General features: G+C 63.0%; 22 protein-coding genes and 1 riboswitch. Of the genes, 9 read left to right on the forward strand and 13 right to left on the reverse strand.

What is annotated here, in order from left to right; all coding sequences use genetic code 11:
- The 6 genes from thiC to YUO_RS0123975 form a co-directional block, all read right to left on the reverse strand.
- The gene (gene thiC, locus YUO_RS0123945) at positions 1-1929 is read right to left on the reverse strand and encodes a phosphomethylpyrimidine synthase ThiC (RefSeq protein WP_028349563.1); all 1929 of its coding nucleotides are present in this window, start codon (positions 1927-1929) and stop codon (positions 1-3) included.
- A 141-nt stretch (positions 1930-2070) separates the two neighbouring features.
- Positions 2071-2679: a thiamine phosphate synthase gene (locus YUO_RS0123950; RefSeq protein WP_028349564.1), complete on the reverse strand. Its 609-nt coding sequence runs from the start codon at positions 2677-2679 to the stop codon at positions 2071-2073.
- Positions 2666-3448: a thiazole synthase gene (locus tag YUO_RS0123955; protein ID WP_028349565.1), complete on the reverse strand. Its 783-nt coding sequence runs from the start codon at positions 3446-3448 to the stop codon at positions 2666-2668. The genes YUO_RS0123950 and YUO_RS0123955 overlap by 14 nt, the downstream gene beginning before the upstream one ends.
- 181 nt (positions 3449-3629) lie before the next feature.
- A complete protein-coding gene (thiS, locus tag YUO_RS0123965; protein ID WP_028349567.1) occupies positions 3630-3827 on the reverse strand; it encodes a sulfur carrier protein ThiS in 198 nt (65 codons plus the stop codon).
- The gene (locus tag YUO_RS0123970) at positions 3818-4831 is read right to left on the reverse strand and encodes an FAD-dependent oxidoreductase (RefSeq protein WP_028349568.1); all 1014 of its coding nucleotides are present in this window, start codon (positions 4829-4831) and stop codon (positions 3818-3820) included. Before YUO_RS0123970 ends, thiS begins: the two co-directional genes overlap by 10 nt.
- Positions 4819-4948, reverse strand: a riboswitch (TPP riboswitch). (Overlaps the previous gene by 13 nt.)
- A 200-nt stretch (positions 4949-5148) precedes the next feature.
- Positions 5149-5667, reverse strand: coding sequence for a transglycosylase SLT domain-containing protein (locus tag YUO_RS0123975; RefSeq protein WP_028349569.1), 519 nt, complete (start codon positions 5665-5667; stop codon positions 5149-5151).
- A gap of 352 nt (positions 5668-6019) precedes the next feature.
- On the opposite strand from YUO_RS0123975, the gene YUO_RS44945 reads away from it, so the two are divergent.
- The 4 genes from YUO_RS44945 (at position 6020) to YUO_RS0123995 (ending at position 7811) form a co-directional block, all read left to right on the forward strand.
- Entirely contained in the window at positions 6020-6214 is a 195-nt protein-coding gene (locus tag YUO_RS44945) for a hypothetical protein (RefSeq protein ID WP_083754684.1), read from the forward strand.
- Between the two features lie 176 nt (positions 6215-6390).
- A complete protein-coding gene (locus YUO_RS0123985; RefSeq protein ID WP_028349570.1) occupies positions 6391-6768 on the forward strand; it encodes a PRC-barrel domain-containing protein in 378 nt (125 codons plus the stop codon).
- 96 nt (positions 6769-6864) lie between these two features.
- The gene (locus YUO_RS0123990) at positions 6865-7398 is read left to right on the forward strand and encodes a PRC-barrel domain-containing protein (RefSeq protein WP_028349571.1); all 534 of its coding nucleotides are present in this window, start codon (positions 6865-6867) and stop codon (positions 7396-7398) included.
- Positions 7399-7595: 197 nt separating this feature from the next.
- Complete coding sequence (locus YUO_RS0123995) at positions 7596-7811, forward strand: dodecin family protein (RefSeq protein WP_028349572.1); 216 nt, start codon at positions 7596-7598, stop codon at positions 7809-7811.
- 177 nt (positions 7812-7988) lie between these two features.
- On the opposite strand, the gene YUO_RS0124000 is transcribed toward YUO_RS0123995, so the two are convergent.
- From YUO_RS0124000 to YUO_RS0124025, 4 genes are all read right to left on the reverse strand, one after another.
- Positions 7989-9557 carry a DUF4403 family protein gene (locus tag YUO_RS0124000; RefSeq protein ID WP_028349573.1) on the reverse strand — a complete coding sequence of 523 codons (1569 nt, stop codon included), beginning with the start codon at positions 9555-9557 and terminating at the stop codon, positions 7989-7991.
- A gap of 148 nt (positions 9558-9705) precedes the next feature.
- Positions 9706-10380 (reverse strand): L,D-transpeptidase, encoded by a 675-nt coding sequence (locus YUO_RS0124005; protein WP_028349574.1) that lies wholly within the window; start codon positions 10378-10380, stop codon positions 9706-9708.
- Between the two features lie 1515 nt (positions 10381-11895).
- Complete coding sequence (locus YUO_RS47260; protein ID WP_176722067.1) at positions 11896-12072, reverse strand: hypothetical protein; 177 nt, start codon at positions 12070-12072, stop codon at positions 11896-11898.
- A gap of 126 nt (positions 12073-12198) precedes the next feature.
- Positions 12199-13602: a TAXI family TRAP transporter solute-binding subunit gene (locus YUO_RS0124025; protein ID WP_028349576.1), complete on the reverse strand. Its 1404-nt coding sequence runs from the start codon at positions 13600-13602 to the stop codon at positions 12199-12201.
- Between the two features lie 129 nt (positions 13603-13731).
- On the opposite strand from YUO_RS0124025, the gene YUO_RS0124030 reads away from it, so the two are divergent.
- From YUO_RS0124030 to YUO_RS0124040, 3 genes are all read left to right on the forward strand, one after another.
- Positions 13732-14787: a glycosyltransferase family 4 protein gene (locus YUO_RS0124030; protein ID WP_028349577.1), complete on the forward strand. Its 1056-nt coding sequence runs from the start codon at positions 13732-13734 to the stop codon at positions 14785-14787.
- Positions 14788-14847: 60 nt separating this feature from the next.
- Positions 14848-15537, forward strand: a complete 690-nt coding sequence (locus tag YUO_RS0124035) for a class I SAM-dependent methyltransferase (RefSeq protein WP_028349578.1) — start codon at positions 14848-14850, stop codon at positions 15535-15537.
- A gap of 120 nt (positions 15538-15657) precedes the next feature.
- Positions 15658-16275, forward strand: coding sequence for a hypothetical protein (locus tag YUO_RS0124040; protein ID WP_028349579.1), 618 nt, complete (start codon positions 15658-15660; stop codon positions 16273-16275).
- 363 nt (positions 16276-16638) lie between these two features.
- On the opposite strand, the gene YUO_RS0124045 is transcribed toward YUO_RS0124040, so the two are convergent.
- Entirely contained in the window at positions 16639-18312 is a 1674-nt protein-coding gene (locus YUO_RS0124045) for an aminotransferase class III-fold pyridoxal phosphate-dependent enzyme (RefSeq protein ID WP_028349580.1), read from the reverse strand.
- A gap of 34 nt (positions 18313-18346) precedes the next feature.
- Here YUO_RS0124045 and asd point away from each other — a divergent pair, with 34 nt between their 5' ends.
- Positions 18347-19216 carry an archaetidylserine decarboxylase gene (gene asd / locus YUO_RS0124050; protein WP_028349581.1) on the forward strand — a complete coding sequence of 290 codons (870 nt, stop codon included), beginning with the start codon at positions 18347-18349 and terminating at the stop codon, positions 19214-19216.
- Positions 19217-19319: 103 nt separating this feature from the next.
- Positions 19320-19796, forward strand: coding sequence for an NUDIX hydrolase (locus YUO_RS41485; protein WP_235782804.1), 477 nt, complete (start codon positions 19320-19322; stop codon positions 19794-19796).
- A 156-nt stretch (positions 19797-19952) separates the two neighbouring features.
- Here YUO_RS41485 and YUO_RS0124060 read toward each other — a convergent pair whose 3' ends face one another.
- Together YUO_RS0124060 and YUO_RS44950 are read right to left on the reverse strand one after the other, a co-directional pair.
- A complete protein-coding gene (locus tag YUO_RS0124060) occupies positions 19953-20690 on the reverse strand; it encodes a DUF2147 domain-containing protein (RefSeq protein WP_028349582.1) in 738 nt (245 codons plus the stop codon).
- A 197-nt stretch (positions 20691-20887) separates the two neighbouring features.
- Positions 20888-21154: integrase core domain-containing protein (locus tag YUO_RS44950; RefSeq protein WP_028349583.1), on the reverse strand; the 267-nt coding region annotated here is incomplete at its 5' end.

Raw genomic sequence — 21154 nt, forward strand, 5'->3', positions numbered from 1 at the left:
TCACAACACCCGATTGCTCTCCTTCACCTTCTCCGCATCCAGATAGAGATCGCTCCCCATCTCCTTGAACTTGGCGCTCATCGCTGCCATCCCCTCCTTCACCAAGGCTTCGGAGGGCAGGCCGTCCTCAAGTTTGCCACTCACCGACATCCCCACACTCGTCGGATCGTTCAGTGTCGCCGCGTAGTCCCGCACATCCTGCGTGATCTTCATCGAACAGAACTTCGGCCCGCACATCGAGCAGAAGTGGGCGACCTTGTGGGCTTCCTTCGGCAGCGTCTCGTCGTGGAAGCTCTTTGCCGTATCAGGGTCGAGGCCGAGGTTGAACTGGTCGGTCCAGCGGAAGTCGAAACGGGCGCGGGAGAGCGCGTCGTCGCGGAGCTGGGCTACCGGATGGCCCTTGGCCAAGTCAGAGGCGTGGGCTGCGATCTTGTAGGTGATGACGCCGGTCTTGACGTCGTTGCGGTCGGGGAGACCCAGATGCTCCTTCGGCGTGACGTAGCAGAGCATGGCGCAGCCGAACCAGCCGATCATCGCGGCGCCGATGCCTGAGGTGATGTGGTCGTAGCCCGGCGCGATGTCTGTCGTCAGCGGCCCAAGCGTATAGAACGGGGCTTCGCCGCACTCCTTGAGCTGCTTGTCCATGTTGATCTTGATCTTGTGCATCGGCACGTGGCCGGGGCCTTCGATCATCACCTGGCAGCCCTTGTCCCACGCGATCTTCGTCAGTTCGCCGAGCGTCTCGAGTTCGGCAAATTGTGCGCGGTCGTTGGCGTCGGCAATCGAGCCGGGGCGCAGACCGTCGCCGAGCGAGAACGAGACGTCATACTTGCGCATGAGGTCGCAGATCTCATCGAAATGCGTGTAGAGGAAGCTTTCCTTGTGATGCGCCAGGCACCACTTCGCCATGATCGAGCCGCCGCGCGACACGATGCCGGTGACGCGGTTGGCGGTGAGGTGGATGTAGGGCAGGCGCACGCCGGCGTGGATCGTAAAATAGTCGACGCCCTGTTCGCACTGCTCGATCAGCGTGTCCTTGTAAAGCTCCCAGGTCAGCTTGACGGGGTCGCCTTCGCACTTCTCCAGCGCCTGGTAGATCGGCACCGTGCCGATCGGCACCGGCGAGTTGCGCAAGATCCATTCCCGCGTCGTGTGGATGTTGCGCCCCGTGGAGAGGTCCATCACGGTGTCTGCGCCCCAGCGGATCGCCCACACCATCTTGTCGACTTCCTCTTCCACCGAGGAGGTGACGGCGGAGTTGCCGATATTGGCGTTGATCTTGGTCAGGAAGTTGCGGCCGATAATCATCGGCTCGAGTTCGGCGTGGTTGATGTTGGATGGGATAATGGCGCGGCCGCGCGCGATCTCGGAGCGGACGAATTCCGGCGTGATGAAGGCGGGCACCGACGCGCCAAAGCTTTCGCCGTCGGCAAGTGCGGCTTCCGCGCGCTCGAGCTGCTTTTTGCGGCCGAGGTTTTCGCGCTCGGCGACGTAGATCATCTCCTTGGTGATGATGCCGGCACGGGCGAATTCGAGTTGCGTGATCTTGTGGCCGTCGAGGCCGCGGATCGGCTTGTGATGCGCGGTGAAGGCCTTTGCGGCGTGCGAGGCGCCGACATTACCGTTATCTTCCGGCTTGATGGCGCGGCCCTCATATTCCTCGACGCCGCCGCGCTCCTTCACCCAGGCGAGGCGGTTGCGGGGGAGACCGGCGTTGACGTCGATCACGACGGAGGGGTCGGTATAGGGGCCGGAGGTGTCGTAGACCGGCAGGTTCGGTTCGTCAGCGGCTTCCGAGAGGATGATTTCGCGCAAGGGCACGCGCAGGTCGGGCGCGGCGTCGGGGGTTGAAAAGATTTTGCGCGACGAGGGAAGCGGGCCCGTGGTGACGGCGGGCAGGGTGGTGTCGGGGTTGGAGCGAATGTTCATGGAATCCTCCGTTTTATGGACGTCGTTCCGGACGGGCCGCGAAGCGGACCGATCCGGAACCTCGAGGTTATAGAGCGAGATTCCGGGTTCGCGCTTGCGCGCGCCCCGGAATGACGCCGGTGGGGTGCTTTCTTGTTCATCTCACGCAGCCTCCGCGCTTTGGCCCAGCCATTGCCGCACCCTTGCATCCGGGTCGGCGTTCTGGGTGACGTCGCTGACGACGGCGATCGAGTCAGCGCCGGCGGCGTAGATTTCGGCTGACTGCTCGAACTTGATGCCGCCGATCGCAACCAGCGGGATGTTGCCGATGCGCTTTTTCCATTCGGTGATCTTTGGAATGCCCTGCGGCGCAAAACGCATCGATTTCAGCGTGGTCGGGAAAATCGGGCCGAGCGCGATGTAATCCGGTTTGGCGGCAAGCGCGGTCGCCAACTCCTCGTCGTCGTGGGTGGAGATGCCGAGCGTCAGCCCTGCTTTGCGGATTTCGTTGAGGTCAGCGTCGACCAGATCTTCCTGGCCGAGATGCAGGTGCTTTGCGCCGGCGACGATTGCCGCGCGCCAGTAGTCGTTGACGACGAGTTTGGCGTCGGTGCCCTTGATGACCTCCAGCGCGTCGGTCACGATCTGCAGCGCCCCGGCGTCGTCGAGATTCTTGGTGCGCAACTGGATGGTGCCGGCGCCGAGCAGCGCCAGACGCGCCACCCAGGCGACGCTGTCGACCACGGGGTAAAATCGATCAGGATACGGCATGCCAGAACGGGGTCCCGATCACAGGGGTGGAGGGCGAGGCGAAGTCGCGGGCTTCCATCAGACCGGCTTCGTAAGCGGTGCGGCCGGCTTCGACGCCTGATCGAAACGCCTTCGCCATCGCGACGGGATCGGCAGCTTTTGCCACCGCGGTGTTGAGCAGTACGGCGTCGTAGCCGAGTTCGAGGGCGTGGGCGGCATGCGACGGGGCGCCGATGCCGGCATCGACCACCAGCGTCACGTCAGGCAGGCGCTCGCGCATCAGTTTTAGCGCATCGCGGTTGGTGATCCCCTTCGCGCTGCCGATCGGCGCGGCCCAGGGCATAACCACTTTGCACCCCGTTTCGACCAGCCGCATCGCCACCGAAAGGTCCTCGGTGCAATAGGGGAACACCTCAAAGCCGTCCTTGATCAGGATTCCGGCGGCTTCGACCAGGCCGACCACGTCGGGCTGCAGCGTGTCGTTATCGGCGATCACTTCGAGCTTGATCCAGGGCGTACCGAACAATTCGCGCGCGAGCTTTGCCGTGGTCACCGCCTCGCGCACGCTGCGGCAGCCGGCGGTGTTCGGCAGCACGGTGACATCGAGCTCGCGGATCAGCGACCAGAATGCATCGCCCGTCTTGCCGCCGGCGGCCTCGCGCCGCAGCGACACCGTGACGATGTTGGCGCCAGAGGCGCGGATCGCCTCCTGCATGATCGCCGGCGAAGGATAGAGCGCCGTGCCGATCAGCAGGCGGGAGGAGAAGGTTTTGCCGTAGAAGTTGAGCATGGTCACGGTGTTTCCTCAAATGATCCTGTCATCCCCGCGAAGGCGGGGATCCAGTACGCCGGGAAATCGAGTTCAAATCGGCAGGCCGCGGCGTACTGGGTCGCCCGGTCAAGCCGGGCGATGACAGTTGAGTGCGAGGCGCGCTTCGCAGGGACGACGGGTGGAGTGCGTGCGTTCATCATCACCCTCCCTGCCGTGGCGTGATGATCTCGATCTCGTCGCCGGCTTTCAGTGCAGTCTCGGCCCAGCGGCTTTTCGGCAGCACGTCGTAATTCACGGCGATCGCGAAATGCGTGCCTTCGTATTCGAGCTCCGAGAGCAGCGCGTCGACGCGCTCCGAAGCGATCTCGCGCTGTTCGCCGTTGATGGTCACACGCATCGCATCACCTCATTGTCGATCTGGCCGCGCTGCACGTAGGCGAGCGTCAGCTCGGCCAGCGCCGGCGCCACCAGAAAACCGTGCCGGTAAAGGCCGTTGACCGCGATCTTGTTCTTGCGAACCGTGATCCGCGGCAGGTTGTCGGGGAAGGCGGGACGCAAGCCCGAGCCGAATTCGACGATGCGCGCTTCGGCAAAGGCCGGATGCACGGCATAGGCCGCGCCGAGCAACTCGAGCGCCGAGCGCACGCTGACGCCGGTATCCTCGGCCTCGATCGAGGTCGCGCCCAGCATGAATTTGCTGTCGCCGCGCGGGATGACATAGAGCGGCCAGCGCGGATGGATCAGACGCACCGGGCGCGACAGCTCGACTTCGCTCGTCTCGATGATGATCATCTCGCCCTTGACGCCGCGCAATTCCGGCTGCGCGTCGCGCGCGGAAAGCCCGCGGCAGTCGATCACGATGCCGTCGAGATCTTCCGCACTGATATCGCAATCGAACTTGATCGTGCCGCCGGCGGCTTCGATGCGCGCATGCAGCTCGGGCAGCACCTTGCGCGGCTCGACATGGCCCTCCTCGGCATAGAACAGGCCGTCGCGGAAGCGGCCGTCCAGCGAGGGTTCGAGCTGGCCGACGCCGCTTGCGTCGAGCCTGACATGGCCGGTGGTGAGTTTGGCAAAACGCTCGAAATCGGCGCGGTCGCGCGGATGCGCCACCACCAGAGATCCGTTGAACGGGGTGTTGGGAAAGAGCTCGCGCCACAAATCCAGCGAGCGAAAGCCGAGCCGGCCGATCACGGGCTCGGACGTCTCTGCCTCGCAATAAGGCGCCAGCATGCCGCCGGCCAAGTGGCTGGTGGAAAGCGTCATATCGGCGTCACTGCGCTCGTACAGAGTGACGGCGTGGCCGGCCTGTGCGAACAGCAAGGCCTGCCAGGCGCCGGCAATGCCCGCGCCGATGATGGAGACGGGGGAATCCCCCCACAGATCTGACTTCTGGTACATCCCTGTCCCTTCGCCGGCATGACCCGGATCAGGTTCAAAGGGTCACCGCGGTCCCAGGCTGAACTGCCCAAGCTTGCGGTATCTCAGCTCCTCGTCGGAGCACCCCTCGGAACAGGGCTAATGTAGGCGGTTGGGCGGAGGTGTCAACGCGGCTTTGCAGGAACTTGCAATGCTGCCGTGCCCCGGACGCAGCGCAGCGCCTTTTAGCGGTGCGCTGCTGAGCCGGGGCCTAGCGGCTGGTATTGGGTCCCGGTTCTGCGGAGCAGCGCAAACGCGCTGCACCGCGCCCGGGACACGAGGTTTGCTGTCGTGGTTAGCTATTTTGCCGCCTGCAGCGCGTTCGCGTCAGCCGGCGTTCCAACAGGCGCGGCGACGATCTTCGGCGTCGCACCGCTCGCCAGCACGGGCGCGATCTGCAGCGGCTTTTCCTGCCGTTGGCGCTTTGCAGCGTAATAATAGCCGCTCGCGTAATAACGTACGGCGCGGCTGTGATCGCCGCCCGCGGCGCGATAGGCGCCGGCGAGATATTTGATGCCCCAGGCGAGATTGGTGTCGGGATCGCGCAGGCCCGCGGCGTCGCCGGTGTAGCCGAGGCCGCGCGCAGTCGGCAGCTTGATCTGCATCAACCCGATGGTGCCGCCGCGTCCGACCAGGTTCGGATGATACTTGCTCTCGCGCACGATCACCCGATGTACCAGCGCTTCCGGCACGTTGTTGGCAGCGGCGTGGGCGGCGACCATGCTTTGATATTGCGCGCGGCTCTGCGCCATTGCGTCGGGCGAAAGCAGCAGCCCGGTCGCGGCGGCGAGCCAGACGAATTTCGGAAAACTTTTCATAAAAATGATCTCGGCGGGTGGACGCGTGAGCGAGTGGCGCTTTCAATTAGTTCCACCGGCGGGCCAAGATGTGGCGAAAAACCGACGACATCACGGCGAGATGTTCGCATCTGATGCACGTGTTAACGAACACGTTCAGCGTGACGCTTACGTTGTGGGTGCGATGCATCGCATCGAGCGACGCGAATCTGCGTCATGCGGACGCGCAAGGAATGTCGTGCAAAAGACGCAGTCAAGGTGTAAAGAAGACGCCGGGACAAAAACCAATTCATTCCGACAGCAAACCTGTCCATTCAATGACATTTAAAAAGCGAGACGTCGTTATGACGTCCGAAGTCTAGGGAGATGCGCAATGGCTCGACTCGACTCCAGCTCTCTGCCTCGCGGAAATCCTTGTGCCCAGTGCGGCAAGCCGATCCCGAGACCAGATTGGGTCGAGAGCAGCCCGGGACGCACATCCTTCCTCTGGTTCTGCCGCGCCTGCGACTATCGCTTCGAGGCGATCGCAATCTACGAGGAAGCCGACCCCGACGCGCTCGCGGCCTGACACGCGCAGGCTTCATTCGACGCTGCAGCATCATTGCCGGCGCCGCCGCCATATTTGGGCCGCGGCGGCCACGTCGGGGCATTTCGCAAATTCCGAATAGGGCAGGCTGGTTGCCACAGAGCGGAACCAGCCGCGCGCTGCCACGTTGATTCCTTCATCCATGTGTGGAGGGTCCAATGGCAAGCGATGTCATGGCCAAGCCGCATCAGTTGATCGCAAGCGACCGCGTCGAGGGGACCGCGGTGCGCCGGCCGAACGGGGACATGATCGGCCACATCGAACGGCTGATGATCGACAAGGTCACCGGTAAAGTATCGTATGCAATCCTGAGTTTCGGCGGGTTTTTGGGCATCGGAGCCAATCTGCTGCCGTTGCCGTGGGGACGGCTTCGCTACAACACGAAGTTCGAAGCCTACGAACTCGACATCGACGATGAAGAGTTGAGGCGCGCGCCGTCATTCCGTGCGGACAAGGATTTCGACTGGGGCGATCGCGCAAAGGAAGCCGAGCTGCATCGCTACTACCGCATGCCGCCTTACTGGGGCGGCTTCTGATGCCGTGTCGCAGGCCTGTTTCATGCGAAAACGCGTGGAACACTTGTTGAAGTGCCGGGTTTTCCTCAGAGCGTTTCTGAACTGAGGAGAACGGATATGTTAACGAAAACTGCCGTTGCCGGCCTCGCGGCGTCCGCGTTGCTGGCGAGTGTAGCGTTTGCGCAGCAAAGTCCTTCGGCAACGACTGACAGCGCCCAGACCGCCGCGCCTGCGGCTGCAACCGATACCTCGTCGTTCAAGGGTACCTGGCGGGCTTCGAAAATGGTCGGCCTGAACGTGTACAACGATAGCAACGAAAGCCTCGGCTCGATCAACGATCTCCTGACCGACAAGAGCGGCGATATCAAAGCAGCCGTGATCGGTGTCGGCGGCTTCCTCGGCGTCGGCGAGCACCTGGTTGCGGTGCCCATCGACAAGGTGAAGTTCGTCGATGAGCCGATTGCCTCTACCACCGCGACCGCGCCCGCGACCGGTGGGGCACGCACAGGCGCAGGCGGAGGCACCACGACGGGTGCTGCGACGGCGCCTGCCGCGGCGAAGAAGAATCCGTGGTATCCGGATCACGCCGTGTTCAGCGCCACGAAGGATCAGCTCAAGGCGATGCCGGAGTTCAAGTACTCGATCGAATGAGGCCGCGGTCTTAAACACCAGGCTTCCCTCAAAATGGCCGGACGGCGTGATGCCGGCCGGCCATTTGATTTTGGAAACGTCCGTTCGCGCAATGGTGCAGCGCATCCTATCTGTGCGTATTTCCCGATGATAGGTTGTATCGCGGCAGGAGCATCTGCCTCCTGTCTTGCATGATCCTGCGTCAACGGGAGGACGACATGGCGGATAGCGTCTACAAGGTCATCGAGCTGATCGGCACCAGCACCGAATCCTGGGAGAAGGCCGCCGCCGGCGCGGTCAGCCGCGCCGGAGAAACCCTGCGGGATCTTCGTGTTGCCGAAGTGGTCCAGCTTGACTTGCAGCTTGATGCACAAGGCAAGGTGGAAGCCTACCGCGCCAAGCTGAAAGTCTCATTCAAGTTCGAGGGTTCGTAGTCGGCAGTTTCGGAGGGTGGGCAAAGGCGCGCACGCGCCGCGCCCACCATACCTGTGTCAGACCTCATCCTGAGGAGCGCGCAGCGCGCGCGTCTCGAAGGATGAATGGCACCAGCGGGGCCTCGTGGTTCGAGACGGCGCTAACGCGCCTCCTCACCATGAGGGTTTAACGAGATATCACAGCGCCGGCAGCGCGCTGACGTGGACATTGATGGCGCCTTCCGCTTCCGCGATCACGCGCAGCGTTTTGGAATCGAAGGCGATGCCGGCGAGCCGCAGCTTGCTGATCTCGGCCGAGACGCGCAGGCCGTTCTCGTTCCTCTGAAGATCGGCGATCGCTGCTGCAATCTTCTTCTGCGCGTTGCCGGCGAACGGCTTGAGGTCGACGACAGCCTTGTCCGCCAGCGTCTTCTGCAGATGCGGGATCGCCGCGCGCGCCGCGGCGCCCAACAGCCCGAAGGCAGCCTCTGACTCGACGGCGAGTTCGATGTCGGTCAGCCGCAGCGTCTGCTCGGCCTGATCGAGCACCGGCTTGCCCCAGATATGCACATTGGCCTCGCCGCCGAGGCCCAAGAAACTCTTCTTTTCCCTGGCGCTAACCAGAAGCGAGATCAGCAGGCGGTCGCCGGAAGCGGCCACGCTGGCGCGCTTGACGGTGACGTCGACCGCGCCCGAACCGTCCTCAGGAAAAGTCTTCCCGGCGAACTGCGCCTCCACGATCTTGTTGATCTCGGTGAACGGCATGTCGATGGGTACGCCGATCGCGACCCGTCCCGGCGTCGGTGGCACCATCGCGATCGTAGCGGGGAACGGGCAGGACGGCTTGGTTTCGCCCGGTGTGATCCTGGTTTCCGCTTCGATGCCGAGCATCAGTGTCAGGTTCGAAGCGTCGACGCGCGGCTGCGCGGCAATCGCCCGCGTGGGACGCAATTCCAGCCACAGCGCCGGCATCGTCGAACCGGCTGTCGTGCCCTGCAGCGGAATCGAACGACAGGCCTTGGCCCACTGCACCCGCGCGTTCCGTTCGAAAGTCGGATCGTTGCGCATGCGCGCCTGCACCAGCGCGATTTGCTCGGCGACATTCTGGTCGATCAACGGCTTCACCTGCGCAGGCACGTTGACGCGCGCGCCGGCCACGCTGAGGCTGGTGTCGCCGAGATTGACCTGCGCTGCGAGATTAGGCTCGATGCGCCAGTTCGCGGCGATCTGTGGTCGCGCCGATATGACGACGTTGCCCTTGATCTCGGCGCTGGCGTTGAGGTTCTTGATGTTCACGCTGCCGATCTGCTTGGAGACGTTGCCGCCGAGCAGGCTTCCGAGTGCTTCGCCAACCGCACCCGTCGCCTTCGCCGACAGCGAGCCGGTTACGTTCAGTGTGCCCGTCAACGGCGTCGCCAGCGACAGTACGTCCTGCGCGCCGGTCGCGTTGATCGGCCCGCGCGAGGCGGTCCAGCCGATGTCTGCGTTTTGCAGGATCTGCGAAATCGGATTGTCGGCCTTGCCGGCGAAATTGCGCGGCGCGCCGCGATCGGCGGCATCGCGGATCGCCGACAGCGCAACCGCAATGGGCGCCATCACCGTGGATGCGCGCGCCGCCGGCGGCAGCGGCGGCAATTCGGCGAGCGCGGGCGCGCTGTTCGTGGCGCGAGGCGTGACGAAGTCCATCACCTTCAGGCTGACGGCAAACGACATGACGAGGACCGCAAGCGCGATCGCAATGGTCTTGACCCGCATCGGCAGACGCATCGTCCCCCCGGACCCCAATGAATCGCCCCACAGCGTTTTACAGGGGTGGCGAGGGGGACGCCACTGCACATTGCCGCGACGTTAGGTCAATGCAAAACGGCCCCGGCGAGCGCCAGGGCCGTTTCTCGCATTAAGAAAAGCTAATGCCTCAGCGGATGGTCCGGCCGAGATCGGCGCGGCGATCCGTCATCGGCAGCACGATCACCTTGGTTCCGACGCTGACCCGCGAATACAGGTCAATGACGTCTTCGTTGGTGAGGCGCAGGCAGCCTGAGGAGACGCGGGTGCCGATCGTCTCCGGCGCGTTGGTGCCGTGGATGCGATAGATGGTGCCGCCGAGATACATCGCGCGGGCGCCGAGCGGATTACCCGGGCCGCCGGTCATGTGGCGCGGCAAATAGGGCTGGCGGGCGATCATTTGCGGGGGCGGGGTCCAGGCCGGCCACTCGGCCTTGCGGGTGATCGTCTGGGTGCCCGACCAGGTGAAGCCGTCGCGGCCGATGCCGATGCCGTAGCGCATCGCCTGGCCGTTGCCGAGCACGAGATAGAGATAGGTGTTTGGGGTATCGATGATGATCGTGCCCGGCGCCTCGCGGGTGTAGTAATTCACGACCTGGCGGCGCAGGCGTGCCGGCAGCTCGAAGCGTTCTTCTTCCTCAGGCGCGGCCGCAACCGGCGGCGGGGCCGCTTCAATCTGCGGCAGGAAAAACGGAAACAGCGGCAGCGGGGCCGCAGTGGCGGGTGCGGAAAATGCGGTGACGCCAATCGCCAGCGCGCCAACAGCGGCGGCCGCCAAGCGGCTGAGTATCGATAAATTGGACATGATCGTCCCCCTGTTTGTCGCACCAGTTCGGCGCGTCGTTGAGGGAAACCTCTACAGATGAACCGTTTCAGGACATTTGCACGAAATCGCCAAAACGGTTTCGTGGCGTTAGGGAATTGTTTCGTTAAGGTTTCGTTGCACCCTCTCCCCTTGTGGGAGGGTGGATCGAATGAGCGTCAGCTCATTCGAGACGGGTGAGGGGTTCTCTCCGCGAGCTCATCTCTGAAGGCAAGCCCTTCATCCGGCGCCATAGCCGACGCAAAGCATCGGCGTTCTAAGAGACGGCGGCCATAAGCGCCCTATGCCACCTTCTCTCATCCCGGAGAACCTAAAGGGCGCGTGTAACCAATGCCGCCACCCGCCTCTGGAAGCCACTGATCTGTCTGAATGCTTCCCGCCGCTCTGATCCTTCAGGCAGCCGTTGCGCGGCTTCCCACAAGTTCACTAGCAACCGCGCCATATCGATCAATTCATTAAATTCCGGCATTCCAACGGTGCGTTGGCTCAATGTTAGGTCCTCTTGATACGAACGGACTAATGTGAGGGAGGATCGCGGCTTGATGGCGCACGGTCAGTAAGGGAAGAGAGTGAGTACAAATGGCAGTTTCTATGCAGTTGCCGCGCGAGAATTACTGGCGCAGCAAAAGGTGCTCTTCTCCACGCACGCGGCGTAACATCGATCTCCACGTTTTACTCATGTTGAAAACGAGGATCGGCCAGCATTTGCGGCATCCCATGTGTCATGCAGTCGTCATACTAGAGCCGTGCGTTTCTATGGCTACACGCTGATAATCCGCTTGGCTCGGGAATTGGTGATGGACGAGGGTACAGTCCTCTGCCTGGGTGCATGACGTGCTTTGGCCGGCTGCGCACCATTGCGGGCATAGGAACAGACATGAAGGCCGCGCGTTGATCGCCGAACGGGGAAGTCGATCCTGACAGACAGGGCTATTCGACTATGAGAAACATCGTGAACGAGTCCGGTGAGATCATCGCCAAGGCAACGCATGACGGCACGTTGGTCGGCGGGCACCACCGCATCGCGGTGGCGGCTAGCCTCGGTCAAAAGCTGCTTTGGCAAGACAGCGGCGAACCCGTGAGCCTTGATGCCTTCTTCAGGCATCCGAGTGGTTCTCAGCGGCACATAGCTTTAGGCTCTCGCTGACGTAGCGCCAGCCGGACCAGCCTCACTGAGTATGAGAGCACATCATCACGTGCATGCGCGTGCTTGATCAGCAAGCGACGCCTGCCTTTGCCTGTAACTTTCATGGCAGGCGTAGCCTCTTCGGCTAGGGCCTTGATGGTGTGGAACGGATTGTTAGGGGCGCTTGGGGTCTCGGTCGTGGCAAAGGAGGTGATACAGGGCCCGCTAAGGCAACGGGCTTGGCCACGGGAGGCTGCGCGCCTGCCGCGTCGTTCACGGGACTGCTGTGGCGGCCTACAATGTAAGCCCCTAGCGCCGTGACAACCAGTAGAACGAGTAGCGTTTTTGCCCGCATACTCGCACCACTGCCTTTAGCCGGTCTTTCGAGCATTCATGGCCCGCTCAACCTCGTCGGCTAGTTGATCCAGATGTCGCGCAAGCCGGTCGAACATTTCGCGCTTCGCTTTGTCGGTAGCCAAGTCCCTGACAAGCGCGCATTCGGCCGCGTCTTTGCGCAGCTTCTCCAAATGGGTCTGATAATCCTTCATTGTCCCGTGCCTGTCTTAATTTTCCGTGACGGTGGCACGGAGAACAGGGAGCTGAACTAACAAATGTCAGGTCGGGGCGGACATTCTAACTTGCTCGTACATCCGCAGGAGCATCGATCAGCGGCGTCAAGCCTGGCCAGCGCGCATTCTCGGCATGTCGGCCGCGCCGGCGCCAGCAAGCACCGCACGGCGGTCGGCGACTGCGTGGTGGAATTGTTCGAGCGCGAGGGCAATCACCGAGAGGTCGCCTTCCTCGACGGTGCCGTCGTCATAGCAATCGAACGCCTCGCGTAACATGCCGTCGGCCGCAGCTTGCATCTCGGCCAACTCTTCCGGCGTTTCGGCCTTCCTTGCCCTCGAAATCAACTCAAGCAGATAATCGCGATGGGCGATGTACTGCTCGCGCTCGTCCCTGTTCCAGTAGTGCCTGAACCAGGCGCCGGCGGAGCCCAGGCCCGACAGAATCAGGATCGCGAACCAGATGTAGTCGGTGTATTTTTCGAGGAACGTTCGCTCGTTGCCGTCGATATAGGCGGCTGCGCCCGCGTGCGCCGGCAGCGCTGCGTCCTTTTCGGTATCCGGCTTTTCGATCTGCGAGGCGGTCGGCAATTCACGCGCAAGCTGCTGGCGGTTGGTGAAGAGCTGGCGGGCGAAGGCGGCGACCGCCGTATCGGATAATGACTTCGGCGCGATGATCAGGTGATTGACGGCCACCGTATCGATCTTGTCTTCCGGCCGCTGCGGTGAAGAGCCGAAGATGCTGGCGGGAATTTCCTCCGATTCGTAGATCGGATTTTTCTTGGCGATCGCGTCGGAAACCTCGATCGGCAGGAATTTCGGCTCGCCGCGGGCAGTCGCGGTTGCAGCGATCGCGTCCACGGTGATCTTGCTCTTGAGCGGGCCGACCGCCATGAAGGCGTCGACCGACTGATCGCGCGCCATTTCGCCGAGCTGATTGGTAGCGAACTGGCTGATCGTGACCTTGTCGGGATTGATGCCGGACTCCTTCAGGATCCCGCGCAACAGCATGACATTGGCCTGCGTGCGCCCGATCACGCCGACACGGTGGCCGGCCAGTTCATCGAGACTCTTGATCTTGGGCGTGGGCTGCTTCTTCGAACCCTTGGCGGGAAGGCCGGAAGGCGCCCACAGCACGACGACATTCTTGCGCAGAATGGCAACCGACTCGGCATTCGTCGGCAGGTTCAGGTCGCCGCGGGCGACGGCCAGATCGGCCTTGCCGGCCGTGAACAACGCAATGCTCTCCGCCGCCCCCTCGGTCGTGATCGGCGCCAGTCGCACCGAGCTGCCCTCGCGCGCAAACGTCTGCGCCATCAACTGGACCAGCTTCTGGTCGTCGCTGCCGGCCGGGCCGACTGCAATCCGCAGCGTCGTCGGCCGCAGCACGTAATACAGCGTGCCCGCGGCGACGCCGAACGCCAGCAGGCCGGCGGCAAGGATCAGAAGCGCATAGCTCTTCCGCTTCCGTCGGCGGCGGGATCGCGCAGGATTGTCGTTGTGGTCTGTCATCTCGCTGTCACGTTACGTGAAAATGCGTGGAGGGGACGTAAAAACATCCTTACATATCGATGACGTCATACGCTTGAAATATCCATGGCTGAACGTCGGATTTGAGAATCATTAATCTCGGGTCCGGACATGAAGATATTGATTGCGACCGATGCGTGGCATCCGCAGGTGAACGGTGTCGTCCGCACGCTGACGTCGTTGGCGCGCAGCGCCTCTGCGCTCGATGCCGATATCAGCTTCCTGACCCCGGACGGATTTCCTTCCCTCGGCGTGCCGACCTATCCTGGCTTACGCGTCGCACTGCCGAACCGGCGCGAGATCGCGCGACGGATCGAAGAGGCGGCGCCCGACGCCATCCACATCGCAACCGAGGGGCCGATCGGCTGGATGGTGCGCGCCTATTGCCGTCGCCGCAAGCTTTCGTTCACCACGTCCTATACGACGCGCTTTCCCGAATATATCGCCGTCCGCACCGGACTCCCGGCCGCCGTCGGCTATGCAGTGCTGCGGCACTTTCATGCCGCGTCTTCCACGGTCATGGTCGCCACCGACTCGCTGCGGCTGGAACTTTCCGCGCGGGGCTTTCGGAAACTCGGCTTCTGGACGCGCGGCGTCGACACCGAATTATTCAACCCGCATAATCCAGCGGCGCTCGATCTGCCGCGGCCGATCTTTATGACGATGGGCCGCGTCGCGGTGGAAAAGAATCTCGATGCGTTCCTGTCGCTCGATCTGCCGGGATCGAAAGTGGTCGTCGGCGACGGACCGCAGAAGGCGCAGCTCGCGCAAAAATACCCCCACGCAATTTTTCTCGGCGAGAAGAAGGGCGCGGAGTTGACCGGGCATCTAGCTGCTGCCGATGTCTTCGTGTTTCCGAGCCTTACCGATACGTTCGGCGTCGTGCAGCTCGAGGCATTGGCGTGCGGCACGCCGGTTGCGGCATTCCCGGTCACCGGCCCGAAGGACGTCATTGCCGATCATCCGATCGGCGCAATCGACACCGATCTGCGCAGTGCGTGCCTGCGCGCGCTGACGATGTCGCGCGAGGCCTGCCGAAATTTTGCGCTGGCGCGCTCCTGGGAAAACAGCGCGCGGCAGTTCCTCGGCAATCTGACCGCGCTGCAGCCGAGCCGCGTGTTGCGGCCGGTGCGCCGGGCGCCTGTGAGGGGCGCCGTGCAGGGCTGAGCCGAAAAGTTCGACTATCAAACACAAGTCATATGCGTGAGACGAAAAGGCAAACCAACCATGGCAGATATCATCAAGCTTGACGGCACGAGGCCGCTCGATTTCGACCGCGAAACGGTCGAGCAAGCCTACGATCGCTGGGCGCCGGTCTATGACCTCGTATTCGGCGGCGTGTTCAGCAAGGGCCGCAGGGCGGCGATTGCCGCCACCAACAAGATCGGCGGCCGCGTGCTCGAGGTCGGCGTCGGCACCGGCATTTCCTTGCCGCTATATGCGCCGCACCTGCGTATCTTCGGCACCGACATTTCGGAAGCGATGCTGCAGAAGGCGAAGAAGCGCGTCGACGAACTCGGCCTCAAGAACGTCGAGGGTCTCGCGGTGATGGATGCCGAAAACCTCGAATTCCCCGACGATTGCTTCGACGTGGTGATGGCGCAATATGTCGTCACTGCCGTGCCGAATCCGGAAAAGGCGCTGGATGAATTCGCCCGCGTGCTGCGGCCGGGCGGCGAACTCATCATTCTTACCCGCGTCAGCGCCGATGCCGGCATGCGCCGCTTCATCGAGCAGCGGCTGCAGCCGGTGGTTCGCCCGCTCGGCTTCCGCACCGCCGAGTTCGCTTGGTCGCGCTATGCGCAATGGCTGGCGGGCGCGCGCGGCATGGAGCTGGCGGAGCGCCGCCTGGTGCCGCCGCTCGGTCACTTCTCGCTGGTGCGCTTTCGGAAAATCGACGTCGCCGCGGCTGCCTGACGCGCCCTGATCGCGGTTGCGCCATCGCGCCGCTGCGAACTGTCACATGTCATTATCATGATGTCATATCCCGGACATCGAATCTCAGTAGACCGATCCCATCGGAATTTGGGGGAGAACATGATCAAGAACTTTCTGCAAGAACTGCGAACCCAGCGCTGGGACGACCATCGCTACTATCACCACAGCCGCATCAACCAGTCGCTGCACTTCGTCAGCGCCGCGAGCTTTCTGTTCGCTTATGCCATGCTGTTCTTCGATCCCGTGGTGTCGGCGCTGGTCGGCTGGCTGGTGTCAATGACGACGCGGCAGGCCGGTCACTTCTTCTTCGAGCCGCGCGGCTACGACCACGTCAACCAGGCGACCCACGAGCACAAGGAAGAGATCAAGGTCGGCTATAATCTGCAGCGTAAGGTCGTGCTGATGACGATCTGGGCACTGTCGCCGCTGGTCTTGTATCTCGATCCGACCTTGTTCGGCCTGTTCACGCCCTGGACGTCGTCTGCGGACTTCATGCGGCAGGTCGCCAAGATCTGGCTTGCGGTCGGCATCGGCGGGCTGTTGTTCCGCACCGTGCACCTGTTCTTCATCCGCGACGTCGAGACCGGTTTGGTCTGGATGACCAAGATCCTCACCGACCCCTTCAGCGACCTGAAGCTGTACTACAAGGCGCCGCTGGCTCTCATGAAGGGCGAGCTGATCGACCCGGGTCTGGAGAAGCACGTCAAGCCCGCGTGAGAATCGCGAGGCAAGGAAAGCGTAATGCCCGGCCTAGTGCCGGGCATCTACGTTCTGGAGCCCAGCCCTGTCTGCGACAAGCAATGTCGAGCGTAGGCGTGATGGCAGGAACAAGCCTAAAGCATTATGAAATTAGATTTGATTGCGACCACGAAAAAGGTGCGCTCCCTCTCCCGCTTGCGGGGGAGGGTTGGGGTGGGGGTGTCTCTGAGGGCGACACTGCCCGAGTGGGGAGAGCCCCCACCCGGCGCTTCGCCAAAGCCGGGGCTTTGCCTCGGCCTCTCAGAGGCCGGCCACCGAAGGTGGCCTACGCCTCCCCCGCAAGCGGGAGAGGTAAAGCGCGTCTGCGCGGGAAATATGCCGCTAATGGTCGGCTCGCCCAAACTTCTTCCGCAGCATCTCCCGCAGAATCCGCCGCTTGATATCCTTGTTGGTCAGCGAACCATCATGCCACCACCAGCCGTCGCGCTTCATCTTCTCGCTCGCCGCGACAAACCGGTCGACCACCTCAGCGAAATCCGCATCCGTGTAGTTGAGGCTGAAGATCAGCCGGCCGGTGCCGACCCAGCTCAGCGCCAGCCCTTCGGCGCGCAGGTAGTATTGCAGCATCCAGTTGTAGCGGGATGGCTCGGTATATTGCACCATCCAGATCGAGGAGATGTTGCTGACGCGGACCGGCAGATCCTGTGCGGCCAGCCGCTCGTTCAGCGCCTTGGCGCGGCCGTTCCAGGTCTCGTCCAGCCCCTGGTAGACGGCATTGAAATTCGGGCTGGCGAGGCGGCTGAGGAATTCGTCCATCGCCGTCATCACGTAAGGGTGCGAATTGAAGGTGCCGCGGGCAAAGCAGACGTCGGCGGGGCGATCGTCGCGGAAGCGCCGCATCAAGTCCTTAGCGCCGCAGACCACGCCGACCGGCAAGCCGCCGGCGAGGCTCTTGCCGTAGGTCACCATATCGGCGCGGACGCCGAAATATTCCTGCGCGCCGCCGGCGGCGAGGCGGAAGCCGACGAAGACTTCGTCAAAGATCAAGACGATGCCGCGTTGGGTGCAGACCTCGCGCAATTTCTTCAACCACTCGGTATAGGCCGCTCGATCGAACGCTCCTTTTCGCGAACTGTCGACGAGTGCGGAATCGCCCGGCGCGTTGGCGTTCGGATGCAACGCCTGCAAGGGATTGACCAGCACGCAGGCGATGTCCTTGCGCGTGCGCAGCACATGCAGCGTGCGCTCGGACATATCCGCGAGCGTATAGGTCTCGTGCGGCGAAACCGGATTGCCGACGCCGGGTTGCACGTCGCCCCACCAGCCGTGATAGGCGCCGGCAAAGCGAACCAAGTGCGTGCGCTTGGTGTGGTAGCGCGCAAGTCGCACCGCCTGCATGACGGCTTCGGTGCCGGACATGTGGAACGAGACTTCGTCGAGGCCGGAAATCTCGCACAGCCGGCGGACGTTGTCGGTGATGACGGGGTGATAGGGGCCGAGCACGGGGCCCAGCGCGCGGGCACGCTTTTCGGCTTCCGTGATGCACTCCTTGTAAAAATCATTGCCGAAAATGTTGACGCCGTAGGAGCCGGTCAGGTCGTAGAAGATGTTGCCGTCGACATCGGTGACGGTGACGCCGGCGGAAGACTGCATGAAGGCGCCGGTGCCGAGATTTTCGCGCACCAGCCGGCTGTACTGGAACGGCACCCGGTAGGTTTCCGTAAACTGCAGGTCGGAGATGTGCGTCGCGGCTTCGGCCGTCATCTGCCGGCCCTTGGCGTAGCGCTCCTCGTAGAGGCAGGCGAGCCGGAAGAAGGCGTCCTGCCGCTGCATGGCGACATCGCTGGGCGCGCCATCGGACGCGAAGAAATCGTCGATATCGAATTCGTAGTGTGGCACCAGCCGCGCGACCATCTTGGACATTTTGGAATGTCCGGTCAGCGAGCGGTGTTTGGCGCGCGACAGCGCCAGCCGCGCCTGCAATTTGGGGAACACTGCCGCGGCGCTAGCGACCGCAGCGGCGGACAGCGAAAGAATCGGAAGGGACGAATCCATGCCTGAAGCGCTAGCCAATCCTGCTGACAGATTGATGACAATCCGGCGCCTGATCGCCCGCTTCACCCAGCAGGAAAACCTCAATTTCCTCCTGACCAACCGCGTCCCGCGGGCGGCGCTGACGCGCTTCATGGGCTGGTTCAGCAAGATCGAAAATCCGCTCGTGCGCGATTTTTCGATTGGCTGCTGGCGGCTGTTTTCCGATCTCGACCTGTCGGAAGCGAAGAAGACCGAGTTCAAGAGCCTGCACGATTGCTTTACCCGCGAGCTGCGTCCCGGGCTGCGGCCGGTGGATCCCGACCCGCACGTCGTCGCCAGCCCGTCCGACGGCATCATCGGCGCGTTCGGCAAGATCGCCGATACCGAGCTGTTTCAGATCAAGGGCGCGCCTTACTCGCTGATCGACCTGCTCGGCGATCCCGCGCTGGTCGAACAGCATCGCAACGGCCGCTTCCTGACGCTCAGGCTGACGTCGAGCATGTATCACCGCTTTCACGCGCCGTATGACGCCACGATCAAGAGGGTGACATTCATCCACGGCGATGTCTGGAACGTCAATCCGATCGCGCTGAAGCGGGTCGAGCGTCTGTTCTGCAAGAACGAGCGCGCCGTGCTGCAGGCGCGGTTGCCATCGGGCGAGGCGCTGACGCTGGTACCGGTTGCCGCCATTCTCGTCGCCAGCATCCGCCTGCATTTCCTCGATGTCACACTCAACGCGCAGAGCAGGGGACCGGTGGACTTCGCCTGCCTTGCGCGGGTCAAGAAAGGCGACGAGCTCGGCTGGTTCGAGCACGGCTCGACCATCATCGTGCTGGCGCCGGAGAATTTCGAATTTTGCGACAACGTCGCGGAGGGTGGGCGCATCCGCGCCGGCGAACGACTGTTGCGAAAGCCGCAGGTTTAATCTCGATTCTACGCGCTATTGCCTCTATATGCTCGCGGTCGCAGTCGCGAAACGCGGGAAGAGATAGATGGCGAGAGCGCCTGTCATGGCGGCAGGAGGAATCGTGCTGCGGCAGGCGGAGCCGCCGCTGATCGCCGTGGTGCGCCTGCGCAAGCGCAATGAATGGGTCTTGCCGAAGGGCAAGCTCGACGACGGCGAAACGCCGCGCGCTGCTGCCGAACGCGAGGTGATGGAAGAAACCGGGCACGATGTTGCCGTGCACGAGTTTCTGGGCACGCTGGCCTATGAATCCCGCGGCGGCACCAAGGTGGTGCATTATTGGCGCATGGAGGCAGGTGATCTGCCCACGCGCATACCGATGCGCGACGTGAAGGCGGTAGACTGGCTACCGCTCGCTGAAGCCGTCAAAAGGCTGTCGCGCGGCTATGAGCGCGCGTTTCTGGAAAATGTCGGGCCGATCGCAATGGCGGCGGCGAATGGTGTGGAAGGCGTCGGGTTGCCGATAGCGGTGCAGCCTGCCGAGGTGCCCAAAGTCCAGCGTATAGGCTTTCTTCAGAATCTGCTTCGGTTATTCCGCTAACCCGTATCCCGCGTGCGATGCAGCGCGCTCCCGGCGATGCGAAGCATCGTCCGGTAGCGCTGCTTCGCAGAACCGGGATCCAAGCCTCGGCAGATAGTGGACCCCGGCTCTGCGGTGCACCACTGCGTGGCGCACCGCGTCCGGGGAACGTCCTCATCAGCTCACGCGCTTCCAGGTCTGGCCGCCGCAGAACATGCCGCCGAAGGCGCAGCCCTGGACGCGCAGTGAGCCAGTACCCTTCAGCGCGATCGTCGAGTCGTAGTTGCGGCCGCTGTCGGGATCATGAATCCGGCCGGTCCACTTGCTGCCCTGCGGCTTCATGTTGATCAGGATCCTTTCCCCGGTGTTGACGGAATAGCCGCACAGATTGGCGCCGCATTGCTCGATGCGCACGTTGCCCTTGTTCTCTTCCGTCGCCCAGACGCCGATCGGCGAGTCGGTAGCGGGCGCTGTGGCCGCGGCCGGTTGCGGTGCAGGCGCGGCGGCGGCCGGGGCGGGCGGCGGAGGCGGAGCGGGCGGTGCGACTTCGGTTTGTGCAGGTGTTGCGGCCGCGACGGTGGGTTGAGCGGGCGCAGGCGTTGCAGTTGGCGCCGCGGGAGCCGCAGGCTGCGGCGCGGCGGCCTGGGCGGGTGCAGGAGCGGGTGCTGCGGGTTTGGCCGGCGCGGTCGCGACCACCTCATCGTCGTCCTTGCTCTTCGAGCCCAGCCCTTTGAGGTCGATATTGCCGAGCGTGCCGTTATAGCCGGGCGCGGTGATCTTGATGCAGGAAATGGCGTTGCAGTTGCGCGGCGCTTCGACACGAATGCGCTCGCCGTTGATCTGGAGGGTAATGCCGCCCGCATGCGCCGAGGTGGAGGCCATCAACAATGCGGCGAGAATGTACAGCTTCTTCATGAGAGCCTCCTGAGCGGCTTGTGCGCGGTGGCGGTGAACGTGGCCGGACCCTACGCGGGCACGGGGATAAGCTCTGTGATGCAGGTCACGAAGCGCTAGAGCCTTTTCGGTTCTGATTGAATCAGAGCCGGGCTCTAGATTCTTATTTTGACGCGTTTTCTTGACGCGAACCGGCGTCCACTTCGCTTGAAAACGCTCTAGGTGTGGAGCCTCAACAGGTTGTTCCCGGTTAGACCGAGTCTGCTGATGGGTGGCTTTGATCCGATACTGCCATGAGGTCTGTGCCAATTGTAGCGGTGAAGCCAGCGTGGCAGTTCGGCGGCGCGTTCGTCTGAGGTGTCGTAAGCGCGGGCATAAGCCCACTCGCGCAGGCTTGTCTGGATGAAGCGCTCAGCCTTGCCGTTGGTCTTGGGTGTGTAGGGCTTGGTACGGATATGCTTGAGGCCGAGACGCTTGCAGGCTGT

This window comes from Bradyrhizobium murdochi, assembly GCF_000472965.1.
GTDB classification, from domain to species: domain Bacteria; phylum Pseudomonadota; class Alphaproteobacteria; order Rhizobiales; family Xanthobacteraceae; genus Bradyrhizobium; species Bradyrhizobium murdochi.